The organism is Streptomyces sp. NPDC018263 (assembly GCF_055562575.1).
In genome coordinates, this window is sequence record NZ_JBVHFA010000001.1 from 923,655 (window position 1) to 948,631 (window position 24,977).

Here is a 24,977-nt window from a genome sequence, read left to right on the forward strand (position 1 = left end):
AGTGTCGTAAGTCTGTGGTCTGAAACGGGGGCCTGGGGGTCGGCGGGGTCCTCGGGGAGAGGACCCCGCCGGACTCCCGTCAGACCTCTTCGACGCTGCTCGGCTCGCGCCGGGACAGGTCGATGCCGAGCTCCTCCGCAGCGCGGAAGACGTCCTCGTCGGTGTCGCGCATCTCGATGGACATGCCGTCGCTGGACAGCACCTCCACGTTGAGGCAGAGCGACTGCATCTCCTTGATGAGCACCTTGAAGGACTCGGGGATGCCGGGCTCGGGGATGTTCTCGCCCTTGACGATGGCCTCGTAGACCTTCACGCGGCCGGTCACGTCGTCGGACTTGATGGTCAGCAGCTCCTGGAGGGCGTAGGCGGCGCCGTAAGCCTCCAGCGCCCACACCTCCATCTCACCGAAGCGCTGGCCACCGAACTGGGCCTTACCACCCAGCGGCTGCTGGGTGATCATCGAGTACGGACCGGTCGAGCGGGCGTGCAGCTTGTCGTCGACCAGGTGGTGCAGCTTGAGGATGTACATGTACCCGATGGAGATCGGGTCCGGGAACGGCTCACCGGAGCGGCCGTCGAACAGCCGGGCCTTGCCGGTCGGCTGCACCATGCGCTCACCGTCCCGGTTGGGGATGGTGTGCTGGAGCAGGCCGGCCAGCTCGTCCTCGCGCGCGCCGTCGAACACCGGGGTGGCGACGTTGGTGCCGGGGTCGACCTGGTCGGCGCCGATCGCCTGGAGGCGCTCGGCCCAGTCCTCCGCGAGGCCGGAGACGTCCCAGCCGCGGCTGGCGAGCCAGCCGAGGTGGATCTCCAGGACCTGTCCCGGGTTCATTCGGGACGGGACACCCAGCGGGTTGAGGATGATGTCGACCGGGGTGCCGTCCTCCAGGAACGGCATGTCCTCGATCGGCAGGATCTTGGAGATGACGCCCTTGTTGCCGTGACGGCCGGCGAGCTTGTCACCATCGGTGATCTTGCGCTTCTGCGCGACGTAGACGCGGACGAGCTGGTTGACGCCCGGGGGCAGCTCGTCGCCCTCCTCGCGGTCGAAGACGCGGACACCGATGATCTTGCCGGTCTCGCCGTGCGGCACCTTCAGGGAGGTGTCGCGGACCTCGCGGGCCTTCTCACCGAAGATGGCGCGCAGCAGGCGCTCCTCCGGCGTCAGCTCGGTCTCACCCTTGGGCGTGACCTTGCCGACGAGGATGTCGCCCGCGGTGACCTCGGCGCCGATGCGGATGATGCCGCGCTCGTCGAGGTCGGCCAGGACCTCCTCGGAGACGTTCGGGATGTCCCGGGTGATCTCCTCGGGGCCGAGCTTGGTGTCACGGGCGTCGACCTCGTGCTCCTCGATGTGGATCGAGGAGAGGACGTCGTCCTGCACGAGGCGCTGCGACAGGATGATCGCGTCCTCGTAGTTGTGACCCTCCCACGGCATGAACGCCACGAGCAGGTTCTTGCCCAGGGCCATCTCGCCGTTCTCGGTGGCCGGACCGTCGGCCAGGACCTGGCCTTCGATGATCCGGTCGCCCTCGTTGACGATGACCTTCTGGTTGACCGACGTGCCCTGGTTGGAGCGCGAGAACTTGTGCAGGCGGTACGTGATGTACGTGCCGTCGTCGTTGGCGGTGGTGACGTAGTCCGCGGAGACCTCCTGGACCACACCCGCCTTCTCGGCCTTGACCACGTCGCCGGCGTCGACGGCGGAGCGGTACTCCATGCCGGTGCCGACGAGCGGGGCCTCGCTCTTGATGAGCGGCACGGCCTGGCGCATCATGTTCGCGCCCATGAGGGCACGGTTGGCGTCGTCGTGCTCGAGGAACGGGATCATCGCGGTGGCGACGGACACCATCTGGCGCGGCGACACGTCCATGTAGTCGACGTCGTCACCGGGGACGTAGTCGACCTCTCCGCCACGACGGCGGACCAGGACGCGGGCCTCCTCGAACCGCATGTCGTCGTTGAGCGTGGCGTTGGCCTGCGCGATGACGAAGCGGTCCTCCTCGTCGGCGGTCAGGTAGTCCACCTCGTCGGTGACCTGGCCGTCGACGACCTTGCGGTACGGGGTCTCGACGAAACCGAACGCGTTGACCCGGCCGTAGGAGGCGAGCGAGCCGATCAGACCGATGTTCGGGCCTTCGGGCGTCTCGATCGGGCACATGCGGCCGTAGTGCGAGGGGTGCACGTCGCGGACCTCGAAGCCGGCCCGCTCACGGGAGAGACCACCCGGACCAAGAGCCGACAGACGGCGCTTGTGGGTGAGACCCGACAGCGGGTTGTTCTGGTCCATGAACTGCGACAACTGGCTGGTGCCGAAGAACTCCTTGATGGAGGCGACGACCGGCCGGATGTTGATCAGGGTCTGCGGCGTGATCGCCTCGACGTCCTGGGTGGTCATGCGCTCGCGCACGACCCGCTCCATACGGGCGAGACCCGTACGGACCTGGTTCTGGATCAGCTCACCGACGCTGCGCAGACGGCGGTTGCCGAAGTGGTCGATGTCGTCGGTCTCGACGACGATCGACTGACCGCTGTCGCCGACCGTCTCGGTCTCGCCGGCGTGCAGCTTGACCAGGTACTTGATCGTCGAGATGACGTCCTCGGTGGTCAGCACACCCTCGCTGAGCGGGGCGTCGGCACCGAGCTTCTTGTTGACCTTGTAGCGGCCGACCTTGGCGAGGTCGTAGCGCTTGGGGTTGAAGTAGAGGTTCTCGAGCAGCGTCTGCGCGGCCTCACGGGTCGGCGGCTCGCCCGGACGCAGCTTGCGGTAGATGTCGAGCAGCGCGTCGTCCTGGCCCTGGGTGTGGTCCTTCTCCAGGGTGGCGCGCATGGACTCGTACTCGCCGAACTCCTCGAGGATCTGCTCGGTCGTCCAGCCGAGCGCCTTGAGCAGAACGGTGACCGACTGCTTGCGCTTGCGGTCGATGCGGACACCGACCATGTCGCGCTTGTCGATCTCCATCTCCAGCCAGGCACCCCGGGACGGGATGATCTTGGCGGAGAAGATGTCCTTGTCGGACGTCTTGTCGATGGAGGAGTCGAAGTAGACACCCGGCGAGCGGACGAGCTGCGACACCACGACACGCTCGGTGCCGTTGATGACGAAGGTGCCCTTGTTCGTCATGAGCGGGAAGTCGCCCATGAAGACGGTCTGGGACTTGATCTCGCCGGTCTCGTTGTTGGTGAACTCGGCGGTGACGAAGAGCGGCGCGGCGTACGTGAAGTCGCGGTCCTTGCACTCGTCGATGGAGTTCTTCGGCGGCTCGAAGCGGTGGTCGCGGAACGTCAGCGACATCGACCCGGAGAAGTCCTCGATCGGGGAGATCTCCTCGAAGATCTCCTCCAGACCGGACTTGGTGGGAACGTCCTGACCGTTCTCGAGAGCCTTCTCGACGCGAGCCTTCCAGGCGTCGTTGCCGAGCAGCCAGTCGAAGCTCTCGGTCTGGAGCGCAAGAAGGTTCGGAACCTCGAGGGGCTCCTTGATCTTTGCAAAGGAGATGCGCAGCGGGGCGGTGCTGGCGCCGTTGTTCGTATTCGCGGTCGAGGCAGTGCGCGAGGCGGCCAAGAGGGGGTCCTTCCGAGGGCTCGGACTCACTACGCGCGTACCGGTCCCTCTCTCAGGCTCACGACGGGAAACCCCAGCTCAGGGAAGTTCGGCGTCGGTGCTCGAGTGAGGGCAGACCCCTGGTGACGGGCAGGGGACAGCTAACAGGCAGCGCAAAGGGTCAGTGTAGCCACTTGGCACACTGATGTCCAGTCCCGGTTTCGGAGACCCTCGTTTTTCTCAACGCCCTCGTCTTCGACGCCCTCGGCCCGTTGCCCTCGACGCAGGATGATCCTGCCCGCTTCGCCGCCGATCCATGCCTCGGATTCGGATCGTTGTGACGACGCGTCCTGAGAATTGCGCGCTGCGTGCGGTTCGTCAAGGCCCCCCAGCCGGAACGGCGCCTTCCGGAGACACAACGAAGATCACCATACCCCTCGCCACGACGAGTGCAAGGCAACCGTGGTCCCCCCTCGGATACGCCGAAGAGCGACCACCCGGATGGATGATCGCTCTTCGGTGCGTTCGCGTTACAGCCTCTTCAGGCCGCGGTCACGCGTGCGAGGTTCGCGGAACCCCGTGAGGTGTTACTTGACCTCGACGGAGGCGCCGGCGGCCTTGAGGGACTCGGCAGCCTTCTCCGCGGCCTCCTTGGTGACCTTCTCGAGGACCGGCTTCGGGGTGCCGTCGACGAGGTCCTTGGCCTCCTTCAGACCCAGGGAGGTCAGCTCGCGCACGACCTTGATGACCTGGATCTTCTTCTCGCCGGCGCCGGTGAGGACGACGTCGAACTCGTCCTGCTCCTCGGCAGCCTCGGCCGGGGCGCCGGGGGCGGCCGGGCCGGCAACGGCGACCGCAGCGGCGGCGGTGACGTCGAACTTCTCCTCGAAGGCCTTCACGAACTCGGAGAGCTCGATGAGGGTCATCTCCTCGAACTGGGCAAGCAGCTCGTCCTGGGTGAGCTTCGCCATGATGGCGGTCCTTCCACTCGATCGGCGGGTGCCGTATGTACTGGATGTGGCGGGCGTACGTCGGCCCGCTGCGACCCCGGCCGCCTCATGCGGCAAGGGTCAGAAAGCGAGCCGAATTACTCGGCACCGCCCTGCTCGGCCTGCTTGGCACGGAGCGCGTCCACGGTGCGGACGAGCTTCGAGGGCAGCGCCTGGAAGAGCTGAGCAGCCTGGGACTGCTTGCCCTTGAAGGCACCGGCCAGCTTGCTGAGCAGAACCTCACGGGACTCGAGGTCCGCAAGCTTCTTGATCTCGTCGGCGGACAGCGCCTTGCCGTCAAGGACACCGCCCTTGATGACGAGATTCGGGTTGTCCTTGGCGAAGTCACGGAGACCCTTCGCCGACTCCACCGGGTCACCGGTGACGAAGGCGACAGCCGTCGGACCGTTGAACAGGTCGTCCAGCGTGGTGATCCCGGCCTCGTTGGCCGCAATCTTGGTCAGCGTGTTCTTCACCACGGCGTACTTGGCGTTCTCACCGAGCGACCGGCGCAGGGTCTTGATCTGCGCCACGGTGAGACCGCGGTACTCGGTAAGCACAGCAGCGGTGGAGTTGCGGAACGCTTCCGTCAACTCGGACACTGCGGCAGCCTTGTCGGGCCTCGCCATAGAGCCTCGGCCTCCTTCCGGGTGATTCTGACCGCGCGGACCCGAAGGAGGAGACTGGGAAAAACAAACGCCCCGGCGCAGGCGCTCGGGGCGGACTCGACCGGGCGCTTACGCGTGAGCGCGTATGCTCCGGGAGTTCTTCCACTGACACCTGCGCGGGTCGCCCACTTTGCAGTAGGTCCTTCGGCCACCACACCCTCAGGTGAGCGTGCGGCAACGACCAGCGGTCTTTGGCTTCTCGATGAGAGTACGGGACTCGGGCGCCGACGGGCAAATCCGGTGTTCAGCGGCCTTTGGCGACGCCCTGGGAGCGGGCCAGCTCCGTGAAGTCGCGGGTGTCGGAGGCGGGGGGTGCCTCCGCGGTGATACGGACGCCGTAGTCGCGATAGTAGGCGGTGCTGACCAGGCTGCCCTGGGCGGTGTCGGCCCGCTCCACCTTCTTGACCAGCAGGTTCCGGTGGTCGATCCACAGGTCGACCGTCTCCGTGCTCACCCCGGCCTGGTCGAGCTGCCGCTTCAGCCCGGCCAGCTCGCGCGCGCTCAGCCCGCTGTCCCGGCCCGCCAGGTCGGCGACCCGGACCCGCCCCCGGTAGTGCGTGGCGGTGACGCCCTCGACCCGCTCGGCGCCGACCCGGCGCACGTCCCCCGAGGCCAGCAGCATCTTCACCGACTGGTTGGGGGTGGTGTTGCGCATCTGGTCCTTCAGGTACATCCCGAAGCCGTCGCCGCCGCGCGCCAGGTCGGCGTACGCGTACTTGATCCAGTGCTTGCCGCCGGCCCGCTTCGCGAAGGTGTCGCTCATCCGCGCGTAGTAGGCGTCCGGGAGATAGCGGGCTTCGAGGGACGGGGTGCCGGCCTTGCGCATCGCGGCCGCGAGGGCGCCGCCGGTGTAGCGGATGGTGAGATGGCCGGTGACCCCGTCCTGCCAGCGCAGGGCGCCGTCGGAGGACAGCGAGAGGGCCTTGCCGTAGCCGAGCGTGGAGCGCACCCGGACCGACTCGGCGCGGTCGGTGGACCGCTCGGCGGAGCGCAGGGCGGCCAGCGAGCGGGCCCTGCCGTCCTCGTGGGCGTCGCCGCACGCGGCCGGGGTGGAGAGCGCGAGCGCCATCGCCGCGAACCCCGCCCGGCGGACGGTCGTGCTCCTCATCCGCTCCCCCACCCCTGTACGCGCCTGTCCGCACCGTAACCCAGGGAGAGGCGCGGCCGGGAGGGGACGGGAAACGGAGAAAAGGGGAAAAGGGGAAAAGGGGAAAAGGGGAGGACCCCGCACCCGTGAGGGGTGCGGGGTCCTCGACCTGCGTGCGCGTCGCGGACGCGGCTAGCCGGTGAGCCAAGGCTCAGACGGCGGCCGGGTCCTCCTCGACGAGGAGGTTGCGGGTGCGGTTCTGGTCCACCAGGATGCCGGGGCCCATCGTGGTGCTGATGGCGGCCTTCTTGATGTAGCGACCCTTGGCGGCGGACGGCTTCAGGCGGAGGATCTCCTCCAGCGCGGCGCCGTAGTTCTCCACCAGCTTGTCGTCGTCGAACGACGTCTTGCCGATGATGAAGTGCAGGTTCGAGTGCTTGTCGACGCGGAACTCGATCTTGCCGCCCTTGATCTCGGTCACGGCCTTGGCCACGTCCGGGGTCACGGTGCCGGTCTTCGGGTTCGGCATCAGACCACGCGGGCCGAGGACGCGGCCGAGGCGGCCGACCTTGCCCATGAGGTCCGGGGTGGCGACGACGGCGTCGAAGTCCAGACGGCCCTTCGCCACCTCGTCGATCAGCTCGTCGGCACCGACGATGTCGGCGCCGGCGGCACGCGCGGCCTCGGCACGGTCACCGGTCGCGAAGACCAGGACCCGAGCGGTCTTACCAGTGCCGTGCGGGAGGTTCACGGTGCCGCGGACCATCTGGTCGGCCTTGCGCGGGTCGACACCCAGGCGGAAGGCGACCTCGACGGTGCCGTCGAACTTGGTCGTGGAGGTCTCCTTGGCGAGACGGACGGCCTCGAGCGGGGCGTACAGCTTCTCCCGGTCGACCTTGGCGTCCGCAGCGCGGAGAGCCTTGCTGCGCTTGCTCACAACTTGCTCCTGTGTGTTCTGAAAAAGGAGTCGTGGTGTACGGGCCGAGCAGGCCCTACCACGTGCGACCGCCCGTTCGGCAGCCGCGGGGTTCTACGAAGGTGGGGCTCAGCCCTCGACCGTGATGCCCATGGAGCGCGCGGTACCGGCGATGATCTTCGCCGCGGCGTCCAGGTCATTGGCGTTGAGGTCGGGCATCTTCGTGGTGGCGATCTCGCGGACCTGCGCGTCGGTGATCTTCGCGACCTTGGTCTTGTGCGGCTCGCCGGAGCCCTTCTCGACACCAGCGGCCTTGAGGATCATCTTCGCGGCCGGCGGGGTCTTGGTCACGAAGGTGAAGGAACGGTCCTCGTAGACCGTGATCTCCACCGGGATGACCCAGCCACGCTGCGACTCGGTCGCGGCGTTGTAGGCCTTGCAGAACTCCATGATGTTGACGCCGTGCTGACCGAGCGCGGGGCCGACCGGCGGGGCCGGGTTCGCCGCACCGGCGTTGATCTGGAGCTTGATGAGCCCCGTGACCTTCTTCTTCTTGGGAGGCATAGCTCTCCGGGTCCTTTCGATTCGGGTCCTGCCCGCGTAAGGGGACCAACCCGGACGCAGGCATACCGCACAACGATAGCGGGTATAGATGTGCGGCTAAAAACCGTGCAGGTCAGAACGGCTGCGAGAGCCGGTCTGACCTGCACGGAAGCATGTGCCCAGAAAAACTAGTTCTTCTGGATCTGGTCGAAGCTCAGCTCGACCGGGGTCTCGCGGCCGAAGATCTCGACGAGGCCCTTGACCTTCTTCGAGTCGGCGTTGATCTCGTTGATCGTGGCCTGGAGGGTGGCGAAGGGGCCGTCGGTGACGGTGACCGAGTCGCCGACCTCGAAGTCCAGGACCTGGACCTCGACCTTGCGCTGCGGGGCGGGCTTGCCCTCGGCCTCGGCGGCCTCGCGGGCGGCCTTCTCCTCGGCCTCCGGGGCGAGCATCTTGACGATCTCGTCCAGGGTCAGCGGGTACGGGTCGTAGGCGTTGCCCACGAAGCCGGTGACGCCGGGGGTGTTGCGGACGACGCCCCAGGACTCGTTCGTCAGGTCCATGCGGACCAGGACGTAACCCGGCAGCTTGTTCTGCTTGATCGTCTTGCGGTCGCCGTTCTTGATCTGGACGACCTCTTCCTGCGGCACCTCGGCCTGGAAGATGTAGTCCTCGACGTTCAGCGAGACGGCGCGCTGCTCCAGGTTCGTCTTCACGCGGTTCTCGTAACCCGCGTAGGTGTGGATGACGTACCACTCGCCGGGCAGCGTGCGCAGCTCCTCGCGGAGCGCGGCGATGGGGTCGACCGGCTCGGCGGGCTCTTCCTCGACGGCCTCGACGGTCTCCTCGGCCTCGACGACGGTCTCGCCGTCGTCCTCGGAGTCCTCGGCGGAGTCGTCGGTCTCGACGACATCCTCTTCGGCCTCGGCGGCAGCCTCGAACTCGTCCTGCTCGTCCGCGCCCTCGACGATGTCGAGCTCGGCGTCCACCGCCTCGGCGGTTTCACGGCGAGGCTCGGTGGCGTCGTTCAGGTTCGGGTCAGACACGATGGCTGCTTCTTCCTGGATACATAGGGGTGGAACATGCGAAAAAAGGCGCCGGTACCACGGCGCCCTTCGCTCTTGGCTCAGCCGAAGACGTACTTGGCCGCGTGGTCGAGGCCATAGTCAATCACGGTGACCAAGCCAATCATGATGACGACGAAGACGATCACAACGGTCGTGTACGACGTCAGCTGATTGCGGGTCGGCCAGACGACCTTGCGGAGTTCCGCGATGATCTGGCGGTAGAAGGTGGCAAGACGCTTCAGCGGGCCCTTCTTGGCACGCTTACCGCCCTTGCGGGGCTTCTTGGCATCCGACAGCTCGTCCTGGGCGTCAGGCGTGTCGATGGAGCCCACGGCGTCCGTCATGCGTCCTCACCTGATCCCGGAATCGTGGCCGTGCCGCGCCCGGTGAATTCAGAGCCGCACGGCGGTGCATTGCTGTACGTACATGCGCACACATCCTGGCGGTGTGTGTAGCAGGGCCGGAGGGACTTGAACCCCCAACCGCCGGTTTTGGAGACCGGTGCTCTACCAATTGAGCTACGACCCTTTGGTGTCCCCCAACCTACCGCATCCGCCCGACCGCCCGGTCAAGAGCGCTCGCACGGTGGCTGCTGGAGGCCAACGAGGCATGAGTGTACGTGCTCCACGGCCCGGCGTCGAACAGAAAGTGCCCGGCCGGACGCCCGGAGTGGAAGATCGTCCAGGCCGCGGCCCGGATTCGGACCCTTGTTCCGCCGGCCGCCCGTTGCTGTTCAGTCCGTGAAACCCGTGTGCCCGCCGTGTTTCCGGTCTGGAACGATGGGCGTATGAGCGCTGCAACCCCTCCCACCGAGCGCCGGGTCTCCGCCCGAGTCGGCGCGATCTCCGAGTCCGCCACCCTCGCCGTGGACGCCAAGGCCAAGGCCCTCAAGGCCGCCGGGCGTCCGGTGATCGGCTTCGGCGCCGGTGAACCCGACTTCCCGACCCCGGACTACATCGTCGAGGCGGCCGTAGAGGCTTGCCGGAACCCGAAGTTCCACCGCTACACCCCGGCCGGCGGCCTGCCGGAGCTGAAGGCGGCCATCGCCGCGAAGACCCTGCGGGACTCCGGCTACGAGGTCGACGCCTCCCAGATCCTGGTGACCAACGGCGGCAAGCAGGCCATCTACGAGGCGTTCGCCGCGATCCTCGACCCGGGCGACGAGGTCATCGTCCCGGCCCCGTACTGGACCACGTACCCGGAGTCGATCCGGCTCGCGGGCGGTGTCCCGGTGGAGGTCGTGGCCGACGAGACGACCGGCTACCGCGTCACCGTCGAGCAGTTGGAGGCGGCCCGCACGGAGAAGACGAAGGTCGTCCTCTTCGTCTCGCCGTCCAACCCGACCGGCGCGGTCTACAGCGAGTCCGAGGCCGAGGCCATCGGCCGCTGGGCCGTCGAGCACGGCCTGTGGGTGCTGACCGACGAGATCTACGAGCATCTGGTCTACGGCGACGCCACCTTCACCTCGCTCCCGGCGATCCTGCCGGAGCTGCGGGACAAGTGCATCGTGGTCAACGGTGTCGCCAAGACGTACGCCATGACCGGCTGGCGGGTGGGCTGGGTCATCGGCCCGAAGGACGTGGTCAAGGCCGCGACCAACCTCCAGTCGCACGCCACCTCCAACGTCTCCAACGTGGCGCAGGCCGCCGCGCTGGCCGCCGTCTCCGGCGACCTGAAGGCCGTGGCGGAGATGCGCGAGGCGTTCGACCGGCGCCGCCGGACGATCGTGCGGATGCTGAACGAGATCGACGGCGTGCTGTGCCCGGAGCCCGAGGGCGCCTTCTACGTCTACCCGTCGGTGAAGGACCTGCTGGGCAAGGAGATCCGGGGCAAGCGGCCCGAGACCACGGTCGAGCTGGCCGCGCTGATCCTGGAGGAGGCCGAGGTCGCGGTCGTCCCCGGCGAGGCGTTCGGCACGCCGGGCTACCTGCGGCTGTCCTACGCGCTGGGTGACGAGGACCTGATCGAGGGTGTCAGCCGGATGCAGAAGCTGCTGGCGGAGGCCCGCGACTGAGGTCGCTGTGCGGCGGGGTCCGGTCTGCTCTTGAGAGTGGGCTGGACCCCGTTTCTGTGTACGAGCATGACCACTGAAGGGGAACCGGCTACCGGTGCGGCCCCCCGGTGCGGCAGGATCTCTGGATGGAGCGTGTACGTGATCTCTCGGAGCTTCCCAAGGCCCATCTGCATCTGCACTTCACCGGCTCGATGCGCCCCGGCACCGTCCTGGAGCTGGCCGACAAGTACGGCGTACGGCTGCCCGAGACCCTGACCGAGGCCCTGACCAGCGGCGAACCGCCCAAGCTGCGGGCCACCGACGAGCGCGGCTGGTTCCGCTTCCAGCGGCTGTACGACGCCGCGCGCTCGTGTCTGAGAGAACCCGAGGACATCCAGCGGCTGGTGCGGGAGGCCGCCGAGGAGGACGTCCGGGACGGCTCGGGCTGGCTGGAGATCCAGGTCGACCCGACCTCGTACGCCCCCCGGCTGGGCGGGCTGATCCCGGCGCTGGAGATCATCCTGGACGCGGTGGACACCGCCTCCCGCGAGACCGGGCTCGGGATGCGGGTGCTGGTGGCCGCGAACCGGATGAAGCACCCGCTGGACGCCCGCACCCTGGCCCGGCTGGCGGTGCGGTACGCGGACCGGGGCGTCGTCGGCTTCGGCCTCTCCAACGACGAGCGGCGGGGCATGGCCCGCGACTTCGACCGGGCCTTCCACATCGCCCGCGAGGGCGGCCTGCTGTCGGCGCCGCACGGCGGTGAGCTGACCGGCCCGGCGTCGGTGCGGGACTGCCTGGACGACCTGCACGCCACCCGAATCGGGCACGGGGTGCGCGCGGCGGAGGACCCGCGCCTGCTGAAGCGGCTGGCGGACCGGGGCGTCACCTGCGAGGTCTGCCCGGCCTCCAACGTGGCGCTCGGCGTCTACGAGAAGCCCGAGGACGTCCCCCTGCGCACTCTGTTCGAGAGCGGTGTCCCGCTGGCCCTCGGCGCCGACGACCCCCTCCTCTTCGGCTCCCGGCTGGCCGCCCAGTACGAGATCGCCCGCCACCACCACGGCTTCACCGACGCGGAACTCGCCGAACTGGCCCGGCAGTCGGTGCGCGGCTCGGCGGCGCCCACCGAGACGAAGGAACGTCTGCTGGCGGGCGTCGACGCGTGGCTGACCGAGCCGGTGAGCGCATGAGGCTGACCGTTTTCGGCGCCACCGGCGGTGTGGGGGGCGAGATCGTCCGGCAGGCCCTGGACACGGGGCACGAGGTGACGGCCGTCGTCCGGGACCCCGCCCGGCTCACCGTCACCGGGGACCGGCTGCACGTGGTCCGGGCCGACATGTCCGGCCCGGAGGCGCTGCGCGCGGCGGTCGCGGGGCGGGACGCGGTCCTGTCGGGGCTGGGGGCGCGCTCCCGCAAGGCCGCGGGCGTCACGGCCCGGCTGACCCGCGCGGTGCTGGCCGCGATGGCGGCGGAGGACGTGCGCCGGCTGGTGATCGTCAGCGCCGCCCCGGTGGGCCCGGCCCCCGAGGACGACGGCGCCCTGGACCGCGCGGTGCGGTCCGTGGTGTCGGCCGTCTTCAAGGACGTCTACGCCGACCTGCGCGAGACGGAGGCGGAGCTGGCCCGCAGCACCGCCGAGTGGACCTCGGTACGCCCGCCGCGCCTGCTGGACCGGCCCCTGACCGGCCGCTACCGCACGGTGGTCGGCGGCTTTCCGCGGGGCGGCCGGACCATCGGCCGCGCGGACGTGGCGCACGCGATGCTGGCGGCGACCGATGACCCGGCGACGGTCCGGCAGGGCGTCGGGGTGGCGTACTAGCCGGCGTATCAGTCGGGGTATCGGCCGGGCTATCGGTCGGCGTACTAGATGCTGACGCCCACGGTCACCGGCTCGTTGACCAGCGTCACGCCGAACACGTCCCGGACCCCGGCGACGACCTCGCGGGCCAGCGCCAGCAGATCCTCGGTGGTGGCCTCGCCCCGGTTGGTGAGGGCCAGGGTGTGCTTGGTGGAGATACGGGCGGGCCCGGTGCCGTACCCCTTGGTGAAGCCGGCCTTGTCGATCAGCCAGGCCGCCGAGGTCTTCGTGAGCCCCTCCCCCGCCGGGTAGGCGGGCGGTACGGCGTCCGCGCCGAGGTGTTCGCGCACCCGGTCCCGGAAGGCGGCGAACCGCTCCTCGTCCAGGATCGGGTTGGTGAAGAAGGACCCGGCGGACCAGGTGTCATGGTCCTCGGGGTCGAGGACCATGCCCTTGCCCGCGCGCAGCCTCAGCACGGTCTCGCGGGCGTCGGCCAGCGACACCCGGTCGCCGGGCTCGACGCCGAGGACGCGCGCGGTCTCCGCGTACCGGACCGGCGCCGACAGGCCGGCCGCGTCCTCCAACTCGAAGCGGACGCGGAGCACGACATAGCGCTCGGGGTCGGCCTTGAAGCGGCTGTGGCGGTAGGAGAAGGCGCACTCCTCGCCGGTGAGCGTGACGGTCTCGCCCGCGCGGCGGTCGTAGGCGGTCACCTCGGTGATGGTGGAGGAGACCTCCTGGCCGTACGCGCCGACGTTCTGGATCGGGGTGGCGCCCGCCGAGCCGGGGATGCCGGCCAGGCACTCGATGCCGGCGAGCCCCGCCTCGACGGTGCGGGCGACGGCGTCGGTCCAGACCTCGCCGGCGGCCAGTTCCAGGGTGGTGCCGCGCAGTACGACGCCACGGGTGGCGATGCGCAGGGCGGTGCCGTCGAAGCCCTTGTCGCCGATGACCAGGTTGGAGCCGCCGCCGATGACCAGCAGCGGGGTGCCGTCGGCGTCGGCCTCGCGGACGGCTTCGATCACCTCGGCGTCGGTGGTGGCGGTGACCAGCCGGGTCGCGGGACCGCCCAGCCGGAAGGTGGTCAGCGGGGCCAGGGGGGCGTCGTGGAGTACGTGCACGGGGGCAAGACTACGAGACGCGGGAAACGGTAAGGGGCGCCCGCCATTGCGGACGCCCCTTACTTCCGCCGCGGTGAGGCGGCGCCGTGCGTCAGGCCAGCCGGACGACCGCCCGGGACATGCCGAGCACCTTCTGGCCGGCGCTGGTCGCGGTGAGGTCGACGCGGACGGTGTTGTCGTCCAGCTTGGCCGCGACCTTCGCCGAGACCTCGATCAGCGCGCCCTTGTCGTCGTCGGGCACGACGACCGGCTTGGTGAAGCGGACGCCGTACTCCACGACGGCGGCCGGGTCACCGGTCCAGTCGGTGACGACGCGGATGGCCTCGGCCATGGTGAACATGCCGTGCGCGATGACGTCCGGCAGGCCCACCTCCTTGGCGAACCGCTCGTTCCAGTGGATGGGGTTGAAGTCCCCGGAGGCGCCCGCGTAGCGCACCAGGGTGGCGCGGGTCACGGGGAAGGTCTGCGCCGGGAGTTCGGTGCCGACCTCGACGTCGTCGTACGCGATCTTCGCGGTCATCGCTGCTCAGACCTCCTCGGCCGCGCGGGCCACCAGCTTGGTCCAGGCGGTCACCACGTGTTCGCCGGACGCGTCGTGCACCTCGCCCCGGATGTCCAGGATGTCGTTGCCCGCCATGGACTTGATGGCCTCGATGGTGGAGGTCACGGTGAGCCGGTCACCGGCGCGTACCGGGCGCGTGTAGGCGAACTTCTGGTCGCCGTGCACCACGCGGCTGTAGTCCAGGCCGAGCTGGGGGTCCTCGACGACCTGTCCGGCGGCGCGGAAGGTGATGGAGAACACGAAGGTCGGCGGGGCGATCACATCGGCGTGCCCGTACGCCTCGGCGGCCTCCGGGTCGCGGTACGCCGGGTTGGTGTCGCCGACGGCCTCGGCGAACTCGCGGATCTTCTCCCGGCCCACCTCGTAGGGCTCGGTGGGCGGGTAGGTACGCCCCACGAAGGACTGGTCGAGCGCCATGGGCCCGGTACCTCCTGGTCTAGCGGAGTGACGCGTGGGAAACGCGTGGGGAAAACGACTTGAGGCCGCCCCCCATACTGCTGGGGGCGGCCTCAAGTACGAGCCTGATTTATCGCGTTTCGCGGTGCGCGGTGTGCGCATTGCAACGCGGGCAGTGCTTCTTCATCTCAAGACGGTCCGGGTTGTTACGCCGGTTCTTCTTGGTGATGTAGTTCCGCTCCTTGCACTCCACGCAGGCCAGCGTGATCTTCGGGCGGACGTCGGTGGCAGCCACGTGAGTGCTCCTAGGACGAACGGATGGGCTAGTTCAACGCATGTAAGAGTAGCCGATCGAAGGACCGACCCCGCAATCGGCTACTGTCAGTAGCGGTGACCGGACTTGAACCGGTGACACAGCGATTATGAGCCGCTTGCTCTACCGACTGAGCTACACCGCTTTGATGAGATCGGAACCCGCCTTGCGACGGGTACCTCTCACACCAGAGCCCCAAAACGGAATCGAACCGTTGACCTTCTCCTTACCATGGAGACGCTCTGCCGACTGAGCTATTGGGGCGAGCGAGGAAGACATTACACGGTCCGCCGCCGATCGCCCAAATCCGTATCCGGGCGCCCATCGCGGGCCGTCCCACCAGCCCCTGACGCCCCTCCGGGACCGTGCCACGCCGGTACGACTATTGCCCTCCTGCGCGGTCCGCGCGGCCGCCGACCCTACCCTCGGACACTCTGCGTGATCTTGCTCCGCGTCCCCCGCCCTCAGGAGTCCGATGACCGACAGCCGGCCGCCCAGTCCCGCCCCCGAGCAGGGCGCCCTCGTGCTGTGCGGGGCGCGGCTGACCGACGGGCGGACGGTGGACGTACGGCTGGGCGGCGGCCGTATCGAGGCGGTCGGCACGGCGGGCACCCTGGCCCGCGGCCCGGCCCGTGCCGGCGCCCCGCGGGTCGACCTGCGCGGCTATCTGCTGCTCCCGGCCCCCGCCGAGCCGCACGCCCACGGCGACACCTGCCTCACCGCCGAAGCCCCCGGCCCGCCTCCGGCCGCCCCCGAGGACGTGGCACGCAGAGTGACCGAGGCGACCCTGCTCCAGCTCGGCCACGGCGCGACGGCGGTACGGGCCCAGGTGCGGATCGGCGATGTGCAGGGGCTCGGCGCGCTGGGGGCGGTGCTCCAGGCCCGCCGTTCGCTGCGCGGGCTCGCGGAGCTGACCACGGTGGCGATGCCGAGGCTGCTGACCGGGGTCGCCGGTGCGGACGGTCTGGCGATGCTGCGGGACGCGGTGAAGATGGGCGCCGACGTGGTGGGCGGCTGCCCCGACCTGGACCCCGACCCCATCGGCTACGTGGAGGCGGTGCTGGAGGTGGCCGCCGAGCAGGGCTGCCCGGTGGATCTGCACACCGACGCGGCGGACTCGGCCCGGCTGTCGCGGTTCGCGGCGATGGCGGGGGGCCTGCGGCCCGGTGTGGCGCTCGGCCCGTGCGCGGCCCTCGCCCGGCTGCCCGCCGAGACCGCGCACCGGGTCGCGGACCGGCTGGCGGCCGCCGGGATCGCGGTGGTCTGCCTCCCCCAGGGCGGCTGCGCCGGCACCGACCGCCGGGGCACCGCGCCGGTACGGCTGCTGCGCGCGGCCGGGGTGCGGGTCGCTGCGGGCGGCGGCGCCCTGCGGGACCTGGCCAACCCGGTGGGCCGGGGCGACCCCCTGGAGGCGGCTTACCTCCTCGCGTCGGTCCACGGGATGCGTCCGGCCGACGCCTACGACACGGTGAGCGCGTCGGCGCGGGCGGTGCTGGGGCTGCCGGAGGTGCGGGTGGAGGCGGGGTTCCCGGCGGAGCTGCTGGCGGTGCGCGGGGAGGAGTTGGCAGGGGCGCTGTCGCTGGCGTACAGCAGGATCGTCGTGCACCGGGGGCGGGTGGTGGCCCGGACCAGCGCGGTGCGGGAGTACTGCAACTCGGCGGCCGAGGCGGAGCTGGGGCTGCCCCGGCAGGGGCGCAAGAAGTTGTCGTAACAGCGTTTTTTCCACGGGGAGTTGGCCCGTCTGTGGCACGGGTGGGTGTCGTGTGCGCCCCCGGTTGCCGTCGTGCGCCGTGGTCCCTCGGGGGGACGTTCTCCGGGCGGGGCCGGCTCGTGGGGCGGATGGGTCCCGGCGGGCGTACGGTCGTAGCCATGCGCATTGTCATCGCTGGAGGTCATGGTCAGATCGCACTGCGGCTGGAGCGGCTGCTCTCGGCGCGCGGGGACGAGGTCGCGGGCATCATCCGCAAGCCGGAACAGGCGGCGGAGCTGCGGGCGGCCGGTGCCGACCCGGTCCTGCTGGACCTGGAGTCCGCGTCGGTGGAGGAGGTCGCGGAGGCGCTGCGGGGTGCCGACGCCGCCGTGTTCGCGGCCGGTGCCGGGCCGGGCAGCGGTACGGAGCGCAAGGAGACGGTGGACAAGGGCGCGGCGGTGCTGTTCGCCGACGCGGCGGTGCGGGCCGGGGTCCGGCGGTTCGTGGTGGTGTCCTCGATGGGCGCGGACCCCCAGAAGACCGGCACCGAGGTCTTCGACGTGTACCTGCGGGCCAAGGGCGAGGCGGACGCGTACGTCACCGCGCAGGACGCCCTCGACTGGACGATCCTGCGCCCCGGTTCGCTGACGGACGAGCCGGGCACGGGGCTGGTCAGGCTGGCGGCGCACACCGGGCGGGGCTCGGTCGCGCGGGACGACGTGGCGGCCGTGCTGGCGGAGCTGGTGGAGTCCTCGTCGACGGCGGGGCTGACGCTGGAGCTGATCGAGGGGTCGGTGCCGGTGGCGGTGGCAGTGAAGGCGGTCGCGGGGAACTGAGGGAGCCTCAGCAGGGCTGTGGCGCCGGCGGGAACGCGGTGTGCCTGTGCCGGTGAGGCGGCTTCAGCGGGGCTGCGGCCGTGTCAGAACAGCGGGAGCTGGCCGGGGAAGTCGGGGACGACGTAGCCGTCCAGCGTGGGCTGGGCCGCGCCGATCTGGGCGTGCTGCCGGGAGCCCGCGCAGGACACCATCTCCTGGCTCTCCCGTGCGCCGGGCGGGTCGTGGCGCGCGAAGCGGCCGGCGACGACGGCGATCTCGCGGTGGCACACGGGGCAGGTTCTGCGGCGCGACGACATGGGACCAGTGTGCCCTGCGGGTCCGACAGCGCTGTTACTCACTTTCGGGTGACGGGTCCGGGGTGGCCGGGGTGGCGTGAGCCGGCCGACCGGGGACTCAGCCCAGTGATCACAAGGGTTCCGCCCCGTTCGGGACGTCAACTTGGTGCATTCTTCCTATGAATGGACGTTACAGCCAAGAGTCACGGAAACATGGTTGATCAGTAACGGGGTTCACGTTTCCACCACATCTCCTCCGCATCCCGCCAAAGTGGTGTCTGCGCGGCCAGCAGGTCGCCATCCGCACATCGCACGCTTTCCGCCCGCGGTTCGCCCCGTGGGCGGGTGCCCGCACCTTGCAGGAGACCCTGTGACTTCGTCTTCCGTGACCGCCCGTCGCCTGGCCGCCGCCGCTCTCGCTGCCGGGGCGCTGGTCGGAGCGGCGGCCCTGCCGGCCACCGCCGCGGACCGCTCTCACCGCGAGAACGTCGAGATCAGCCGCGTGCAGTACGACTCCCCCGGCTGGGACAACGGCTCCAACCGCTCCCTCAACAAGGAGTGGGTGGAGGTCACCAACAACTCCCGCCACCGCGTGAACCTCGACGGCTGGAGGCTGACGGAGGACCGGCGCGGGGTCACCTACACCTTCCGCCACTTCAGCCTCGGCGGCCACCAGACCGTCCGCGTCCACACGGGCGTCGGCCGCGACACCGCCCGCGACCTCTTCCTGGACCGCCGCAACTACGTCTGGGACAACCGCCGCGACACCGCCACCCTCCGCAACGACTTCCGCCGCGTGGTGGACAGCGTCTCGTGGGGCGAGCGCAACCACCGCTGGGACGACAACCGCAACCACAACGGCCGGGGCCACGACCACCGCTGATCCGGCGCCCTGACGGGCGTACCCGGACTCACCGCGACCGGCGCGGGCCCTTCTGGGGGGTCCGCGCCGGTTGTCGTGGTCCGTCCCGGAGACAGCGGGCCCGGCGTGGGAGAGCATGGTGCGGACGTCGGGCCACTGCGAGGGGGGTTGCCGGTGACGGGGCGGGGGATTTCCCGGCAGGAGCTGATTCGGAGGCGCCGCCGGAGCAGCCTGGTGGGGCGCCGGCAGGAGCAGGCCGCCTTCGAGGAGGCCCTGCGCCGGCCGCCCGACGAGGCGGCCAACTTCCTGTTCCACATCCATGGCCCGGCCGGGGTGGGGAAGTCCACGCTGGTCCGGCAGTTGGAATCGGCGGCCCGCGAGGCGTCGGCCGTCACCGCCTACGTCGACGAGTCGGTGGCCGACGCCATCGAGGCCATGGAGTCGATCAGCGCCCAGCTCGCGCAGCAGGGCGGCGAACTCAAGGCTTTCGACAAGCTGTTGTCCACCTACCGCCAGCGCCGGCACGAGGCGAGCACCAGCGCGGGCGAGATGCTCGCCGGCACGGCCGAGCCCGGCCAGGGCAACGAGCAGCCGGCGCCGTCCCCGTCCAGCATGATCGGCTCGCAACTGGCGCTGGTCGGTCTGGGCATGATCCCCGGCGTGGGCGCCTTCACCGGCGCCGTCGACCCGAACCAGGTCGCCGCGGGGGCCGACCGGTTCAAGGCGCTGCTGAGCAACCGGCTCCGCAGCCCCGAGGACGTCCAACTGGTCCTCTCGCCCCTTCAGGTGCTCACCCCGGTCTTCCTGAAGGGCCTGACGGAGACCGCCGCGCGACGGCCGTGGCTCGCGCTCTTCTTCGACACCTACGAACGCACCGGGCCGCTGCTGGACGCGTGGTTGCGCGACATCCTGGTGACCGAGCGGTACGGGCAGATGCCCGCCAACGTGCTGGTCGTGCTGGCCGGGCAGCCCCAACTCGACGCCCAGTGCTGGGGCGACTGGCTCGATCTGGTCACCGATCTGCCGCTGGAGGTGTTCACCGACACGGAGGCCCGGCAGCTCCTGGCGGCCAAGGAGGTCACCGACGACAAGGTCGTCGAGGCGATCCTGGAGCTCTCGGGGAGGCTGCCCGTGCTGGTCTCGACCCTGGCGGACGCCCATCCCTCCAGCGTCACGGAGGTGGGCGACCCCAGCGACACGGCCGTGGAGCGGTTCCTCAAGTGGGAGACGAACCCGGCCCGTCGTGCGGCCGCCCTGGCGTGTGCGCTGCCGCAGGAGGTGGACGAGGACGTCTACCGCACGGTGGTGGAGGACGAGCAGGCGCGGGAGGAGTTCAGTTGGCTCCGTACCCGCCCCTTCTTCATCCACCGCGCCGGCCGCGGGCACTACCACGACGTGGTGCGCTCGGCGATGCTCCGCCTCCAGCGTCAGCAGTCCCCGCAGCGCTGGAAGGAGCAGCACAGCGCCCTGGCGGCGGCGTTCGGCCGGCGGTGCCGCGACCTGGAGGGGGATCTGTCGTCCACCGACGACCCGTGGGAGGACGAGCGCTGGCGCGGCCACAAGCTCCAGGAGACCTACCACCGGCTGTGCGCCGACCATCACGCCGCCCTGCCCGCCGCCCTCCGTGAGCTGGTCGACGCCTACGACCACGACGTCACCACGCTCCGCCGCTGGGCCCAGACCCTGTCCCGGGCCGGCCAGGACGCGGACGCGCCGGCCGTGCGGAAGTGGGGCCGGGACATCGCCGCCGCCCTGGAAGAGCCGCGTCCCGGTGCGGCGGTCCTGGCGTTGCTCCTCTCCCGGGGCAACCTGGACGCCGCCGGCCAGAGCCTCGTGCACACCATCCGGGGCTGGGAGAGCCGCCGCGACGGGGACTACGAGCAATCGGCCACCGAGTACACCCGGGCGATCGAGCTCGATCCGACGCCCCGCGCCATCCGGGGCCGCGGCGAGGCTTTCCGCCGGGCGCGGCGGTACGAGGAGGCGCTCGCGGACTTCGACCGGGCCATCGGACTCGATCCCACGATGCCCTGGGCCGTCCGCAGCCGCGGCCAGACCTATCTGGCCATGGGCCGCTACGAGGCGGCGCTCGGTGAATTCGACCGCGCCATCGAACTCGAGCCCGGCAACAAGTGGAGCATCAAGTACCGCGGCGAGACCTTGCGGATGGCCAAGCGGTACGAGGAAGCGCTCGCCGAGTTCGGCCGGGCCATAGAACTCGACCCCGGTGACGCGTGGTCCCTGGCGAGCCGCGGCCAGACGCATGACCAGATGGGGATGAGCCAGGAGGCACTGGCCGACTACACGCGGGCCATCGAGATCGACCCCACGTACACATGGGCTCTGACGAACCGCGGAATCATTCACCGGAACCTGAAGAGGTACGAGGAGGCCCTGGCCGACCACCACCGTGCCGTCGAGCTCGACCCGGACTACAAGTGGGCGTACGTCAACCGCGGCCAGACGCACCAGGCGACGGGCCGGCACCAGGAAGCGCTGGCCGACTACACGCGCGCCCTGGAGATCGACCCGGCGTACGCATGGGCCCTGACCAACCGGGGGAACCTGCACCGGGATCTCAAGGAGTACGAGAAGGCGCTGGCGGATTACGGTCACGCCGTCGAACTCAGCCCGGAGGACACCTGGCCCCTCGTCAACCGGGCTCAGACCTGGCATGCGATGGGGCGCTACGAGGACGCCGTGGCCGATTACACCGGCGTCATCGAGATCAGCCCCAAGGCGTGGTATTTCCTCTCCCGCAGCCGCTCGCACCGCGCGCTGGCGCGCTGGGACGAGGCCATCGCCGACCTGGCCCACGCGATCGACCTGGACTCGACCGGCGCGCTGCTCCACGCGGAACGTGGCTGCGCCCTGCGCCTGTCGGGACGGCACCACGAGGCACTCGCCCACCTCGACCGAGCCGTCGAACTCGCCCCGGAGAGTCCCTACTCCCTCACCAACCGCGGTGTCACCCACCGGCTGCTGGGGCGCGTCGAAGAGGCGCTGGCCGATCTCGACCGCGCGATCGAGATCCGCCCGGAGGACGGGTGGGCGCACTACGAGAGGGCGGTCGTGCTCTTCCTGTCCGGTGACCAGGAGTACGAGGACGAGTGCCGTCGCTCGGTGGACCTCTGCTCCTCCGACGCGGGCGAGGGTGACCGTCACCGGGTCGCGGCCCTGGGCAACCTGGTCCTCGTCCACTGCCTGCTGTCCGCCTGGCCCGACGCCCAGGCCCACCTCACCGCCTTCCTGCACGCCCACCCGAACCCCGGAGAGCGCCACGAACTCCACACGGTCCTACTGACCCTCCGAGCCGTGGTCCCGGCCTCGGAGCAACCGGTGACCGCCCTGGCGGAACGCCTGCGGCCGGCCCCGGAACACGACCAAGGGCCCGTGACCTGCTGAGTTAGCAGGTCACGGGCCCTTGATTCCCGTGTGGCGGCGCCAGGATTCGAACCTGGGAAGGCTGAGCCGGCAGATTTACAGTCTGCTCCCTTTGGCCGCTCGGGCACACCGCCGGGGGTTGTTGGAAGGAGGCCCGCCTTGGCGGTGCTCCCTGGCAACGACGTAAACAATACCTGATACGCGGGGGTGCTCCGCCACCCGGTTGATCGCCGTCCTCGGGGGCCGGGGGTGGCTAGGCTGGGGCGGATGCGGTCCGGCTGGATGCCGGGCTCGGCGGCCGGCGCCCCGGCGCACGGTCCGCACCCCGTTCCGCCCCCGATGCAAGGAGCCACAGGACATGGCCGACTCCAGTTTCGACATCGTCTCGAAGGTCGAGCGGCAGGAGGTCGACAACGCCCTCAACCAGACCGCCAAGGAGATCTCCCAGCGCTACGACTTCAAGGGCGTGGGCGCCTCGATCTCGTGGTCCGGCGAGAAGATCCTCATGGAGGCCAACTCCGAGGACCGGGTGAAGGCCGTGCTCGACGTCTTCGAGTCCAAGCTGATCAAGCGTGGCATCTCGCTGAAGGCGCTGGACGCGGGCGAGCCCCAGTTGTCCGGCAAGGAGTACAAGATCTTCGCGTCCATCGAGGAGGGCATCTCCCAGGACAACGCCAAGAAGGTGGCGAAGATCATCCGCGATGAGGGCCCCAAGGGCGTCAAGGCGCAGGTCCAGGGCGAGGAGCTGCGCGTCAGCTCCAAGAGCCGCGACGACCTCCAGACCGTCATCGCCCTGCTCAAGGGCAAGGACTTCGACTTCGCGCTCCAGTTCGTGAACTACCGGTAGTTCCGGCCGCGCACCCGGCCCCGCCCCGGCTTCCCCGGCGGCGGGGCCCCGTATGTGCGATCGTTCCGGCATGAGCAGTGACTACGACCGCGTGCGTACCGGTATCGAGTTCATGACTGCCTACGTCTCCGGGGACGAGCTCCTGACGGAGTATCTGGAGGAGCGGCGGCAGGAGGACCCCGGGGCGACGGACACGCTGCTGGACGGGACGGCGGCGCTGTGTGCGGCGCTGCTGCACACGCTGGCCCGTACGACGCGGCGGTCCGAGCACGAGATCCTCCAGGAGCTGGCCCGCGGCACGCACCGCAGTGAGCGGCGGTCCGAGGACTGAGGCTCAGTCCCGCGAGTTGCCGAAGATCACCCGGTACAGGATCAGCAGGACCAGCGAGCCGCCGATCGCGGCGGCCCACGTCGCGCCGTCGTAGAAGTGCCTGGAGACCGGGTGGTCCAGCCAGCGGGACGAGATCCAGCCGCCGAGGAACGCGCCCGCGATGCCGATCAGGGTCGTGCCGAGGAAGCCGCCCGGGTCACGGCCCGGCAGCAGCAGCTTGGCGATGGCTCCGGCCAGCAGGCCCAGGATGATCCAACCGAGAATGCTCATGCCAGGAACCTGCCCTTCCGCGCCGCGTGCGCACACCCGCGCTCCGTAAGAAGCCGGTGTGCCCCGTCCCCTGCCAGGACGCCGCGCGGGCCGGTTCCGGTTGCCTCAGGCGACGCGCGCCCCGAACGGCTCGTCGGTACGGACGATCTCGCGGCCCAGCGGGAGCAGCGAGACCGGGATCAGCTTGAAGTTGGCGACGCCGAACGGGATGCCGATGATCGTCAGGCACAGCGCGATGCCCGTGGTGATGTGGGCCAGGGCCAGCCACCACCCCGCCAGCACCAGCCAGAGCACGTTGCCGACGCACGACGGCGCGCCCGCGTCCCGGCGCTCGACGGTGGTGTACCCGAAGGGCCACAGGGCGTAGACGGCGATGCGGAAGGCGGCGATCCCGAAGGGGATGCCGATGACCGTGACGCAGAGCAGCACGCCGGCGAGTACATAGCCGAGGAACAGCCAGAAGCCGCTCAGGACGAGCCAGATGATGTTCAGAAGGGTCTTCACCGGTTTCGACCTGCCATCTTCTCCAGTCGGGCGATCCGCTCGGCCATGGGCGGGTGGGTGGAGAACATCCGGGACAGTCCCTGGCCGGGCCGGAACGGGTTGGCGATCATCATGTGGCTCGCGGTCTCGATACGCGGCTCCGGGGGCAGCGGGAGCTGCCGCGTGCCGCCCTCCAGCTTGCGCAGCGCCGACGCGAGGGCCAGCGGGTCGCCGGTGAGCTGGGCGCCGGACGCGTCCGCCTCGTACTCGCGGGAGCGGCTCACGGCCATCTGGATCAGGGTGGCCGCGAGCGGGCCGAGCAGCATGGTCAGGAGCATGCCGAAGAGGCCGGGGCCCTCGTCGTCGTCCGAGCGGCCGACCGGGATCAGCCACGCGAAGTTGACCAGGAACATGATCACCGAGGCGAGGGCGCCGGCCACGGACGAGATGAGGATGTCGCGGTTGTAGACGTGGCTCAGCTCATGGCCGAGGACACCGCGCAGCTCGCGCGGGTCGAGCAGGCGGAGGATGCCCTCGGTGCAGCAGACGGCCGCGTGGCGCGGGTTGCGGCCGGTGGCGAAGGCGTTGGGCGCCTCCGTGGGCGAGATGTACAGCCGGGGCATGGGCTGGCGGGCCTGCGTGGACAGCTCGCGCACGATCCGGTACAGCTCGGGCGCCTCGAACTCGCTCACCGGGCGCGCCCGCATCGCGCGCAGGGCCAGCTTGTCGCTGTTCCAGTACGCGTACGCGTTCGTGCCGAGCGCGACCAGGACCGCGACGATCAGCCCCGTACGCCCGAAGAAGCTGCCGATGACGATGATGATCGCCGACAGTGCCCCGAGGAGTACTGCCGTCCTGAGCCCGTTGTGCCGGCGGTGCACCCTGACCCTCCCGATCGTGCGGCGTGGGAACCCTTCGGTCCAGTGGACCCTCCCGATCTGGTCAACGCCAGGCGAAGGCCGCGAGTTCCCAGGTGGGCGCGGTGGCGCCGAGACCCGTACG

General features: G+C 70.0%; 25 protein-coding genes and 4 tRNA genes. 9 read left to right on the forward strand and 20 right to left on the reverse strand.

Annotated elements, in window-relative coordinates:
• Positions 1–79 precede the first annotated feature (79 nt).
• The 9 genes from rpoB to ACZ3HQ_RS04370 all read right to left on the reverse strand — a co-directional run bounded on the left by rpoB (position 80) and on the right by ACZ3HQ_RS04370 (position 9,342).
• Positions 80–3,565: a DNA-directed RNA polymerase subunit beta gene (gene rpoB / locus ACZ3HQ_RS04330; RefSeq protein WP_467507829.1), complete on the reverse strand. Its 3,486-nt coding sequence runs from the start codon at positions 3,563–3,565 to the stop codon at positions 80–82.
• A 566-nt stretch (positions 3,566–4,131) separates the two neighbouring features.
• Positions 4,132–4,515 (reverse strand): 50S ribosomal protein L7/L12, encoded by a 384-nt coding sequence (gene rplL / locus ACZ3HQ_RS04335; RefSeq protein ID WP_031180872.1) that lies wholly within the window; start codon positions 4,513–4,515, stop codon positions 4,132–4,134.
• Positions 4,516–4,631: 116 nt separating this feature from the next.
• Entirely contained in the window at positions 4,632–5,162 is a 531-nt protein-coding gene (gene rplJ / locus ACZ3HQ_RS04340) for a 50S ribosomal protein L10 (RefSeq protein ID WP_366568353.1), read from the reverse strand.
• A 283-nt stretch (positions 5,163–5,445) separates the two neighbouring features.
• A complete protein-coding gene (locus ACZ3HQ_RS04345; protein WP_467507832.1) occupies positions 5,446–6,309 on the reverse strand; it encodes an SCO4651 family lipoprotein in 864 nt (287 codons plus the stop codon).
• A 190-nt stretch (positions 6,310–6,499) separates the two neighbouring features.
• The gene (rplA, locus tag ACZ3HQ_RS04350; protein WP_030811632.1) at positions 6,500–7,225 is read right to left on the reverse strand and encodes a 50S ribosomal protein L1; all 726 of its coding nucleotides are present in this window, start codon (positions 7,223–7,225) and stop codon (positions 6,500–6,502) included.
• Positions 7,226–7,333: 108 nt separating this feature from the next.
• Positions 7,334–7,768 carry a 50S ribosomal protein L11 gene (rplK, locus tag ACZ3HQ_RS04355; protein ID WP_030811629.1) on the reverse strand — a complete coding sequence of 145 codons (435 nt, stop codon included), beginning with the start codon at positions 7,766–7,768 and terminating at the stop codon, positions 7,334–7,336.
• 167 nt (positions 7,769–7,935) lie between these two features.
• Complete coding sequence (gene nusG / locus ACZ3HQ_RS04360; RefSeq protein ID WP_467507834.1) at positions 7,936–8,793, reverse strand: transcription termination/antitermination protein NusG; 858 nt, start codon at positions 8,791–8,793, stop codon at positions 7,936–7,938.
• An 80-nt stretch (positions 8,794–8,873) separates the two neighbouring features.
• Positions 8,874–9,158 carry a preprotein translocase subunit SecE gene (gene secE, locus ACZ3HQ_RS04365; protein ID WP_452743292.1) on the reverse strand — a complete coding sequence of 95 codons (285 nt, stop codon included), beginning with the start codon at positions 9,156–9,158 and terminating at the stop codon, positions 8,874–8,876.
• 111 nt (positions 9,159–9,269) lie between these two features.
• Positions 9,270–9,342: transfer RNA gene (locus ACZ3HQ_RS04370), tRNA-Trp, on the reverse strand.
• A 259-nt stretch (positions 9,343–9,601) separates the two neighbouring features.
• Between ACZ3HQ_RS04370 and ACZ3HQ_RS04375 the strand changes: the two genes are divergently transcribed.
• The 3 genes from ACZ3HQ_RS04375 to ACZ3HQ_RS04385 all read left to right on the forward strand — a co-directional run bounded on the left by ACZ3HQ_RS04375 (position 9,602) and on the right by ACZ3HQ_RS04385 (position 12,626).
• Complete coding sequence (locus ACZ3HQ_RS04375) at positions 9,602–10,828, forward strand: pyridoxal phosphate-dependent aminotransferase (RefSeq protein WP_350905676.1); 1,227 nt, start codon at positions 9,602–9,604, stop codon at positions 10,826–10,828.
• Positions 10,829–10,953: 125 nt separating this feature from the next.
• Entirely contained in the window at positions 10,954–11,997 is a 1,044-nt protein-coding gene (locus ACZ3HQ_RS04380; protein ID WP_467507836.1) for an adenosine deaminase, read from the forward strand.
• Positions 11,994–12,626 (forward strand): NAD(P)-dependent oxidoreductase, encoded by a 633-nt coding sequence (locus ACZ3HQ_RS04385; protein ID WP_467507838.1) that lies wholly within the window; start codon positions 11,994–11,996, stop codon positions 12,624–12,626. The genes ACZ3HQ_RS04380 and ACZ3HQ_RS04385 overlap by 4 nt, the downstream gene beginning before the upstream one ends.
• A gap of 44 nt (positions 12,627–12,670) precedes the next feature.
• On the opposite strand, the gene ACZ3HQ_RS04390 is transcribed toward ACZ3HQ_RS04385, so the two are convergent.
• The 6 genes from ACZ3HQ_RS04390 to ACZ3HQ_RS04415 form a co-directional block, all read right to left on the reverse strand.
• The gene (locus ACZ3HQ_RS04390; protein WP_467507839.1) at positions 12,671–13,726 is read right to left on the reverse strand and encodes a UDP-N-acetylmuramate dehydrogenase; all 1,056 of its coding nucleotides are present in this window, start codon (positions 13,724–13,726) and stop codon (positions 12,671–12,673) included.
• A 91-nt stretch (positions 13,727–13,817) separates the two neighbouring features.
• On the reverse strand, positions 13,818–14,246 hold the full coding sequence (locus ACZ3HQ_RS04395) for a MaoC family dehydratase (RefSeq protein WP_467507841.1): 429 nt from the start codon (positions 14,244–14,246) through the stop codon (positions 13,818–13,820).
• A 6-nt stretch (positions 14,247–14,252) separates the two neighbouring features.
• On the reverse strand, positions 14,253–14,705 hold the full coding sequence (locus ACZ3HQ_RS04400) for an FAS1-like dehydratase domain-containing protein (RefSeq protein WP_467507842.1): 453 nt from the start codon (positions 14,703–14,705) through the stop codon (positions 14,253–14,255).
• A gap of 109 nt (positions 14,706–14,814) precedes the next feature.
• Complete coding sequence (gene rpmG / locus ACZ3HQ_RS04405) at positions 14,815–14,979, reverse strand: 50S ribosomal protein L33 (RefSeq protein WP_003948671.1); 165 nt, start codon at positions 14,977–14,979, stop codon at positions 14,815–14,817.
• Positions 14,980–15,069: 90 nt separating this feature from the next.
• Positions 15,070–15,142: transfer RNA gene (locus ACZ3HQ_RS04410), tRNA-Met, on the reverse strand.
• A gap of 46 nt (positions 15,143–15,188) precedes the next feature.
• Positions 15,189–15,261 (reverse strand) — tRNA-Thr (locus ACZ3HQ_RS04415).
• Between the two features lie 211 nt (positions 15,262–15,472).
• Here ACZ3HQ_RS04415 and ACZ3HQ_RS04420 point away from each other — a divergent pair.
• Positions 15,473–16,708: an amidohydrolase family protein gene (locus tag ACZ3HQ_RS04420; protein ID WP_467507844.1), complete on the forward strand. Its 1,236-nt coding sequence runs from the start codon at positions 15,473–15,475 to the stop codon at positions 16,706–16,708.
• 158 nt (positions 16,709–16,866) lie between these two features.
• Positions 16,867–17,523: an SDR family oxidoreductase gene (locus ACZ3HQ_RS04425; protein WP_467507846.1), complete on the forward strand. Its 657-nt coding sequence runs from the start codon at positions 16,867–16,869 to the stop codon at positions 17,521–17,523.
• A gap of 83 nt (positions 17,524–17,606) precedes the next feature.
• Here the strand turns inward: ACZ3HQ_RS04425 and ACZ3HQ_RS04430 are convergent, their stop codons facing one another.
• Entirely contained in the window at positions 17,607–17,819 is a 213-nt protein-coding gene (locus ACZ3HQ_RS04430) for a hypothetical protein (protein WP_130331399.1), read from the reverse strand.
• Positions 17,820–18,168: 349 nt separating this feature from the next.
• On the opposite strand from ACZ3HQ_RS04430, the gene ACZ3HQ_RS04435 reads away from it, so the two are divergent.
• Both ACZ3HQ_RS04435 and ACZ3HQ_RS04440 read left to right on the forward strand, forming a co-directional pair.
• Positions 18,169–18,681, forward strand: a complete 513-nt coding sequence (locus ACZ3HQ_RS04435; protein ID WP_467507848.1) for a lamin tail domain-containing protein — start codon at positions 18,169–18,171, stop codon at positions 18,679–18,681.
• 213 nt (positions 18,682–18,894) lie between these two features.
• Entirely contained in the window at positions 18,895–22,065 is a 3,171-nt protein-coding gene (locus tag ACZ3HQ_RS04440) for a tetratricopeptide repeat protein (protein WP_467507849.1), read from the forward strand.
• Positions 22,066–22,096: 31 nt separating this feature from the next.
• Here ACZ3HQ_RS04440 and ACZ3HQ_RS04445 read toward each other — a convergent pair.
• Positions 22,097–22,178: transfer RNA gene (locus ACZ3HQ_RS04445), tRNA-Tyr, on the reverse strand.
• 224 nt (positions 22,179–22,402) lie between these two features.
• Here ACZ3HQ_RS04445 and ACZ3HQ_RS04450 point away from each other — a divergent pair.
• Entirely contained in the window at positions 22,403–22,891 is a 489-nt protein-coding gene (locus tag ACZ3HQ_RS04450) for a YajQ family cyclic di-GMP-binding protein (protein ID WP_086693011.1), read from the forward strand.
• A gap of 70 nt (positions 22,892–22,961) precedes the next feature.
• A complete protein-coding gene (locus ACZ3HQ_RS04455; RefSeq protein ID WP_030811588.1) occupies positions 22,962–23,222 on the forward strand; it encodes a hypothetical protein in 261 nt (86 codons plus the stop codon).
• Positions 23,223–23,225: 3 nt separating this feature from the next.
• On the opposite strand, the gene ACZ3HQ_RS04460 is transcribed toward ACZ3HQ_RS04455, so the two are convergent.
• The 3 genes from ACZ3HQ_RS04460 to htpX form a co-directional block, all read right to left on the reverse strand.
• Positions 23,226–23,492 carry a GlsB/YeaQ/YmgE family stress response membrane protein gene (locus ACZ3HQ_RS04460; protein ID WP_467507852.1) on the reverse strand — a complete coding sequence of 89 codons (267 nt, stop codon included), beginning with the start codon at positions 23,490–23,492 and terminating at the stop codon, positions 23,226–23,228.
• Positions 23,493–23,597: 105 nt separating this feature from the next.
• Positions 23,598–23,996, reverse strand: coding sequence for a YccF domain-containing protein (locus ACZ3HQ_RS04465; RefSeq protein ID WP_467507853.1), 399 nt, complete (start codon positions 23,994–23,996; stop codon positions 23,598–23,600).
• Positions 23,993–24,856: a zinc metalloprotease HtpX gene (htpX, locus tag ACZ3HQ_RS04470; protein ID WP_467507854.1), complete on the reverse strand. Its 864-nt coding sequence runs from the start codon at positions 24,854–24,856 to the stop codon at positions 23,993–23,995. Before htpX ends, ACZ3HQ_RS04465 begins: the two co-directional genes overlap by 4 nt.
• Between the last annotated feature and the right edge of the window lie 121 nt (positions 24,857–24,977).

Excerpts from the sequence above, each read along its gene's own strand:
- rplJ (WP_366568353.1), bottom strand. The coding sequence starts at position 5,162 with ATGGCGAGGCCCGACAAGGCTGCCGCAGTGTCCGAGTTGACGGAAGCG.
- ACZ3HQ_RS04400 (WP_467507842.1), bottom strand. The coding sequence starts at position 14,705 with ATGGCGCTCGACCAGTCCTTCGTGGGGCGTACCTACCCGCCCACCGAG.
- ACZ3HQ_RS04430 (WP_130331399.1), bottom strand. The coding sequence starts at position 17,819 with ATGTCGTCGCGCCGCAGAACCTGCCCCGTGTGCCACCGCGAGATCGCC.
- ACZ3HQ_RS04375 (WP_350905676.1), top strand. The coding sequence starts at position 9,602 with ATGAGCGCTGCAACCCCTCCCACCGAGCGCCGGGTCTCCGCCCGAGTC.
- ACZ3HQ_RS04385 (WP_467507838.1), top strand. The coding sequence starts at position 11,994 with ATGAGGCTGACCGTTTTCGGCGCCACCGGCGGTGTGGGGGGCGAGATC.
- rplL (WP_031180872.1), bottom strand. The coding sequence starts at position 4,515 with ATGGCGAAGCTCACCCAGGACGAGCTGCTTGCCCAGTTCGAGGAGATG.
- ACZ3HQ_RS04425 (WP_467507846.1), top strand. The coding sequence starts at position 16,867 with ATGCGCATTGTCATCGCTGGAGGTCATGGTCAGATCGCACTGCGGCTG.
- ACZ3HQ_RS04455 (WP_030811588.1), top strand. The coding sequence starts at position 22,962 with ATGAGCAGTGACTACGACCGCGTGCGTACCGGTATCGAGTTCATGACT.
- secE (WP_452743292.1), bottom strand. The coding sequence starts at position 9,158 with ATGACGGACGCCGTGGGCTCCATCGACACGCCTGACGCCCAGGACGAG.
- ACZ3HQ_RS04345 (WP_467507832.1), bottom strand. The coding sequence starts at position 6,309 with ATGAGGAGCACGACCGTCCGCCGGGCGGGGTTCGCGGCGATGGCGCTC.
- ACZ3HQ_RS04380 (WP_467507836.1), top strand. The coding sequence starts at position 10,954 with ATGGAGCGTGTACGTGATCTCTCGGAGCTTCCCAAGGCCCATCTGCAT.
- ACZ3HQ_RS04420 (WP_467507844.1), top strand. The coding sequence starts at position 15,473 with ATGACCGACAGCCGGCCGCCCAGTCCCGCCCCCGAGCAGGGCGCCCTC.
- ACZ3HQ_RS04395 (WP_467507841.1), bottom strand. The coding sequence starts at position 14,246 with ATGACCGCGAAGATCGCGTACGACGACGTCGAGGTCGGCACCGAACTC.
- rplK (WP_030811629.1), bottom strand. The coding sequence starts at position 7,768 with ATGCCTCCCAAGAAGAAGAAGGTCACGGGGCTCATCAAGCTCCAGATC.
- ACZ3HQ_RS04460 (WP_467507852.1), bottom strand. The coding sequence starts at position 23,492 with ATGAGCATTCTCGGTTGGATCATCCTGGGCCTGCTGGCCGGAGCCATC.
- ACZ3HQ_RS04450 (WP_086693011.1), top strand. The coding sequence starts at position 22,403 with ATGGCCGACTCCAGTTTCGACATCGTCTCGAAGGTCGAGCGGCAGGAG.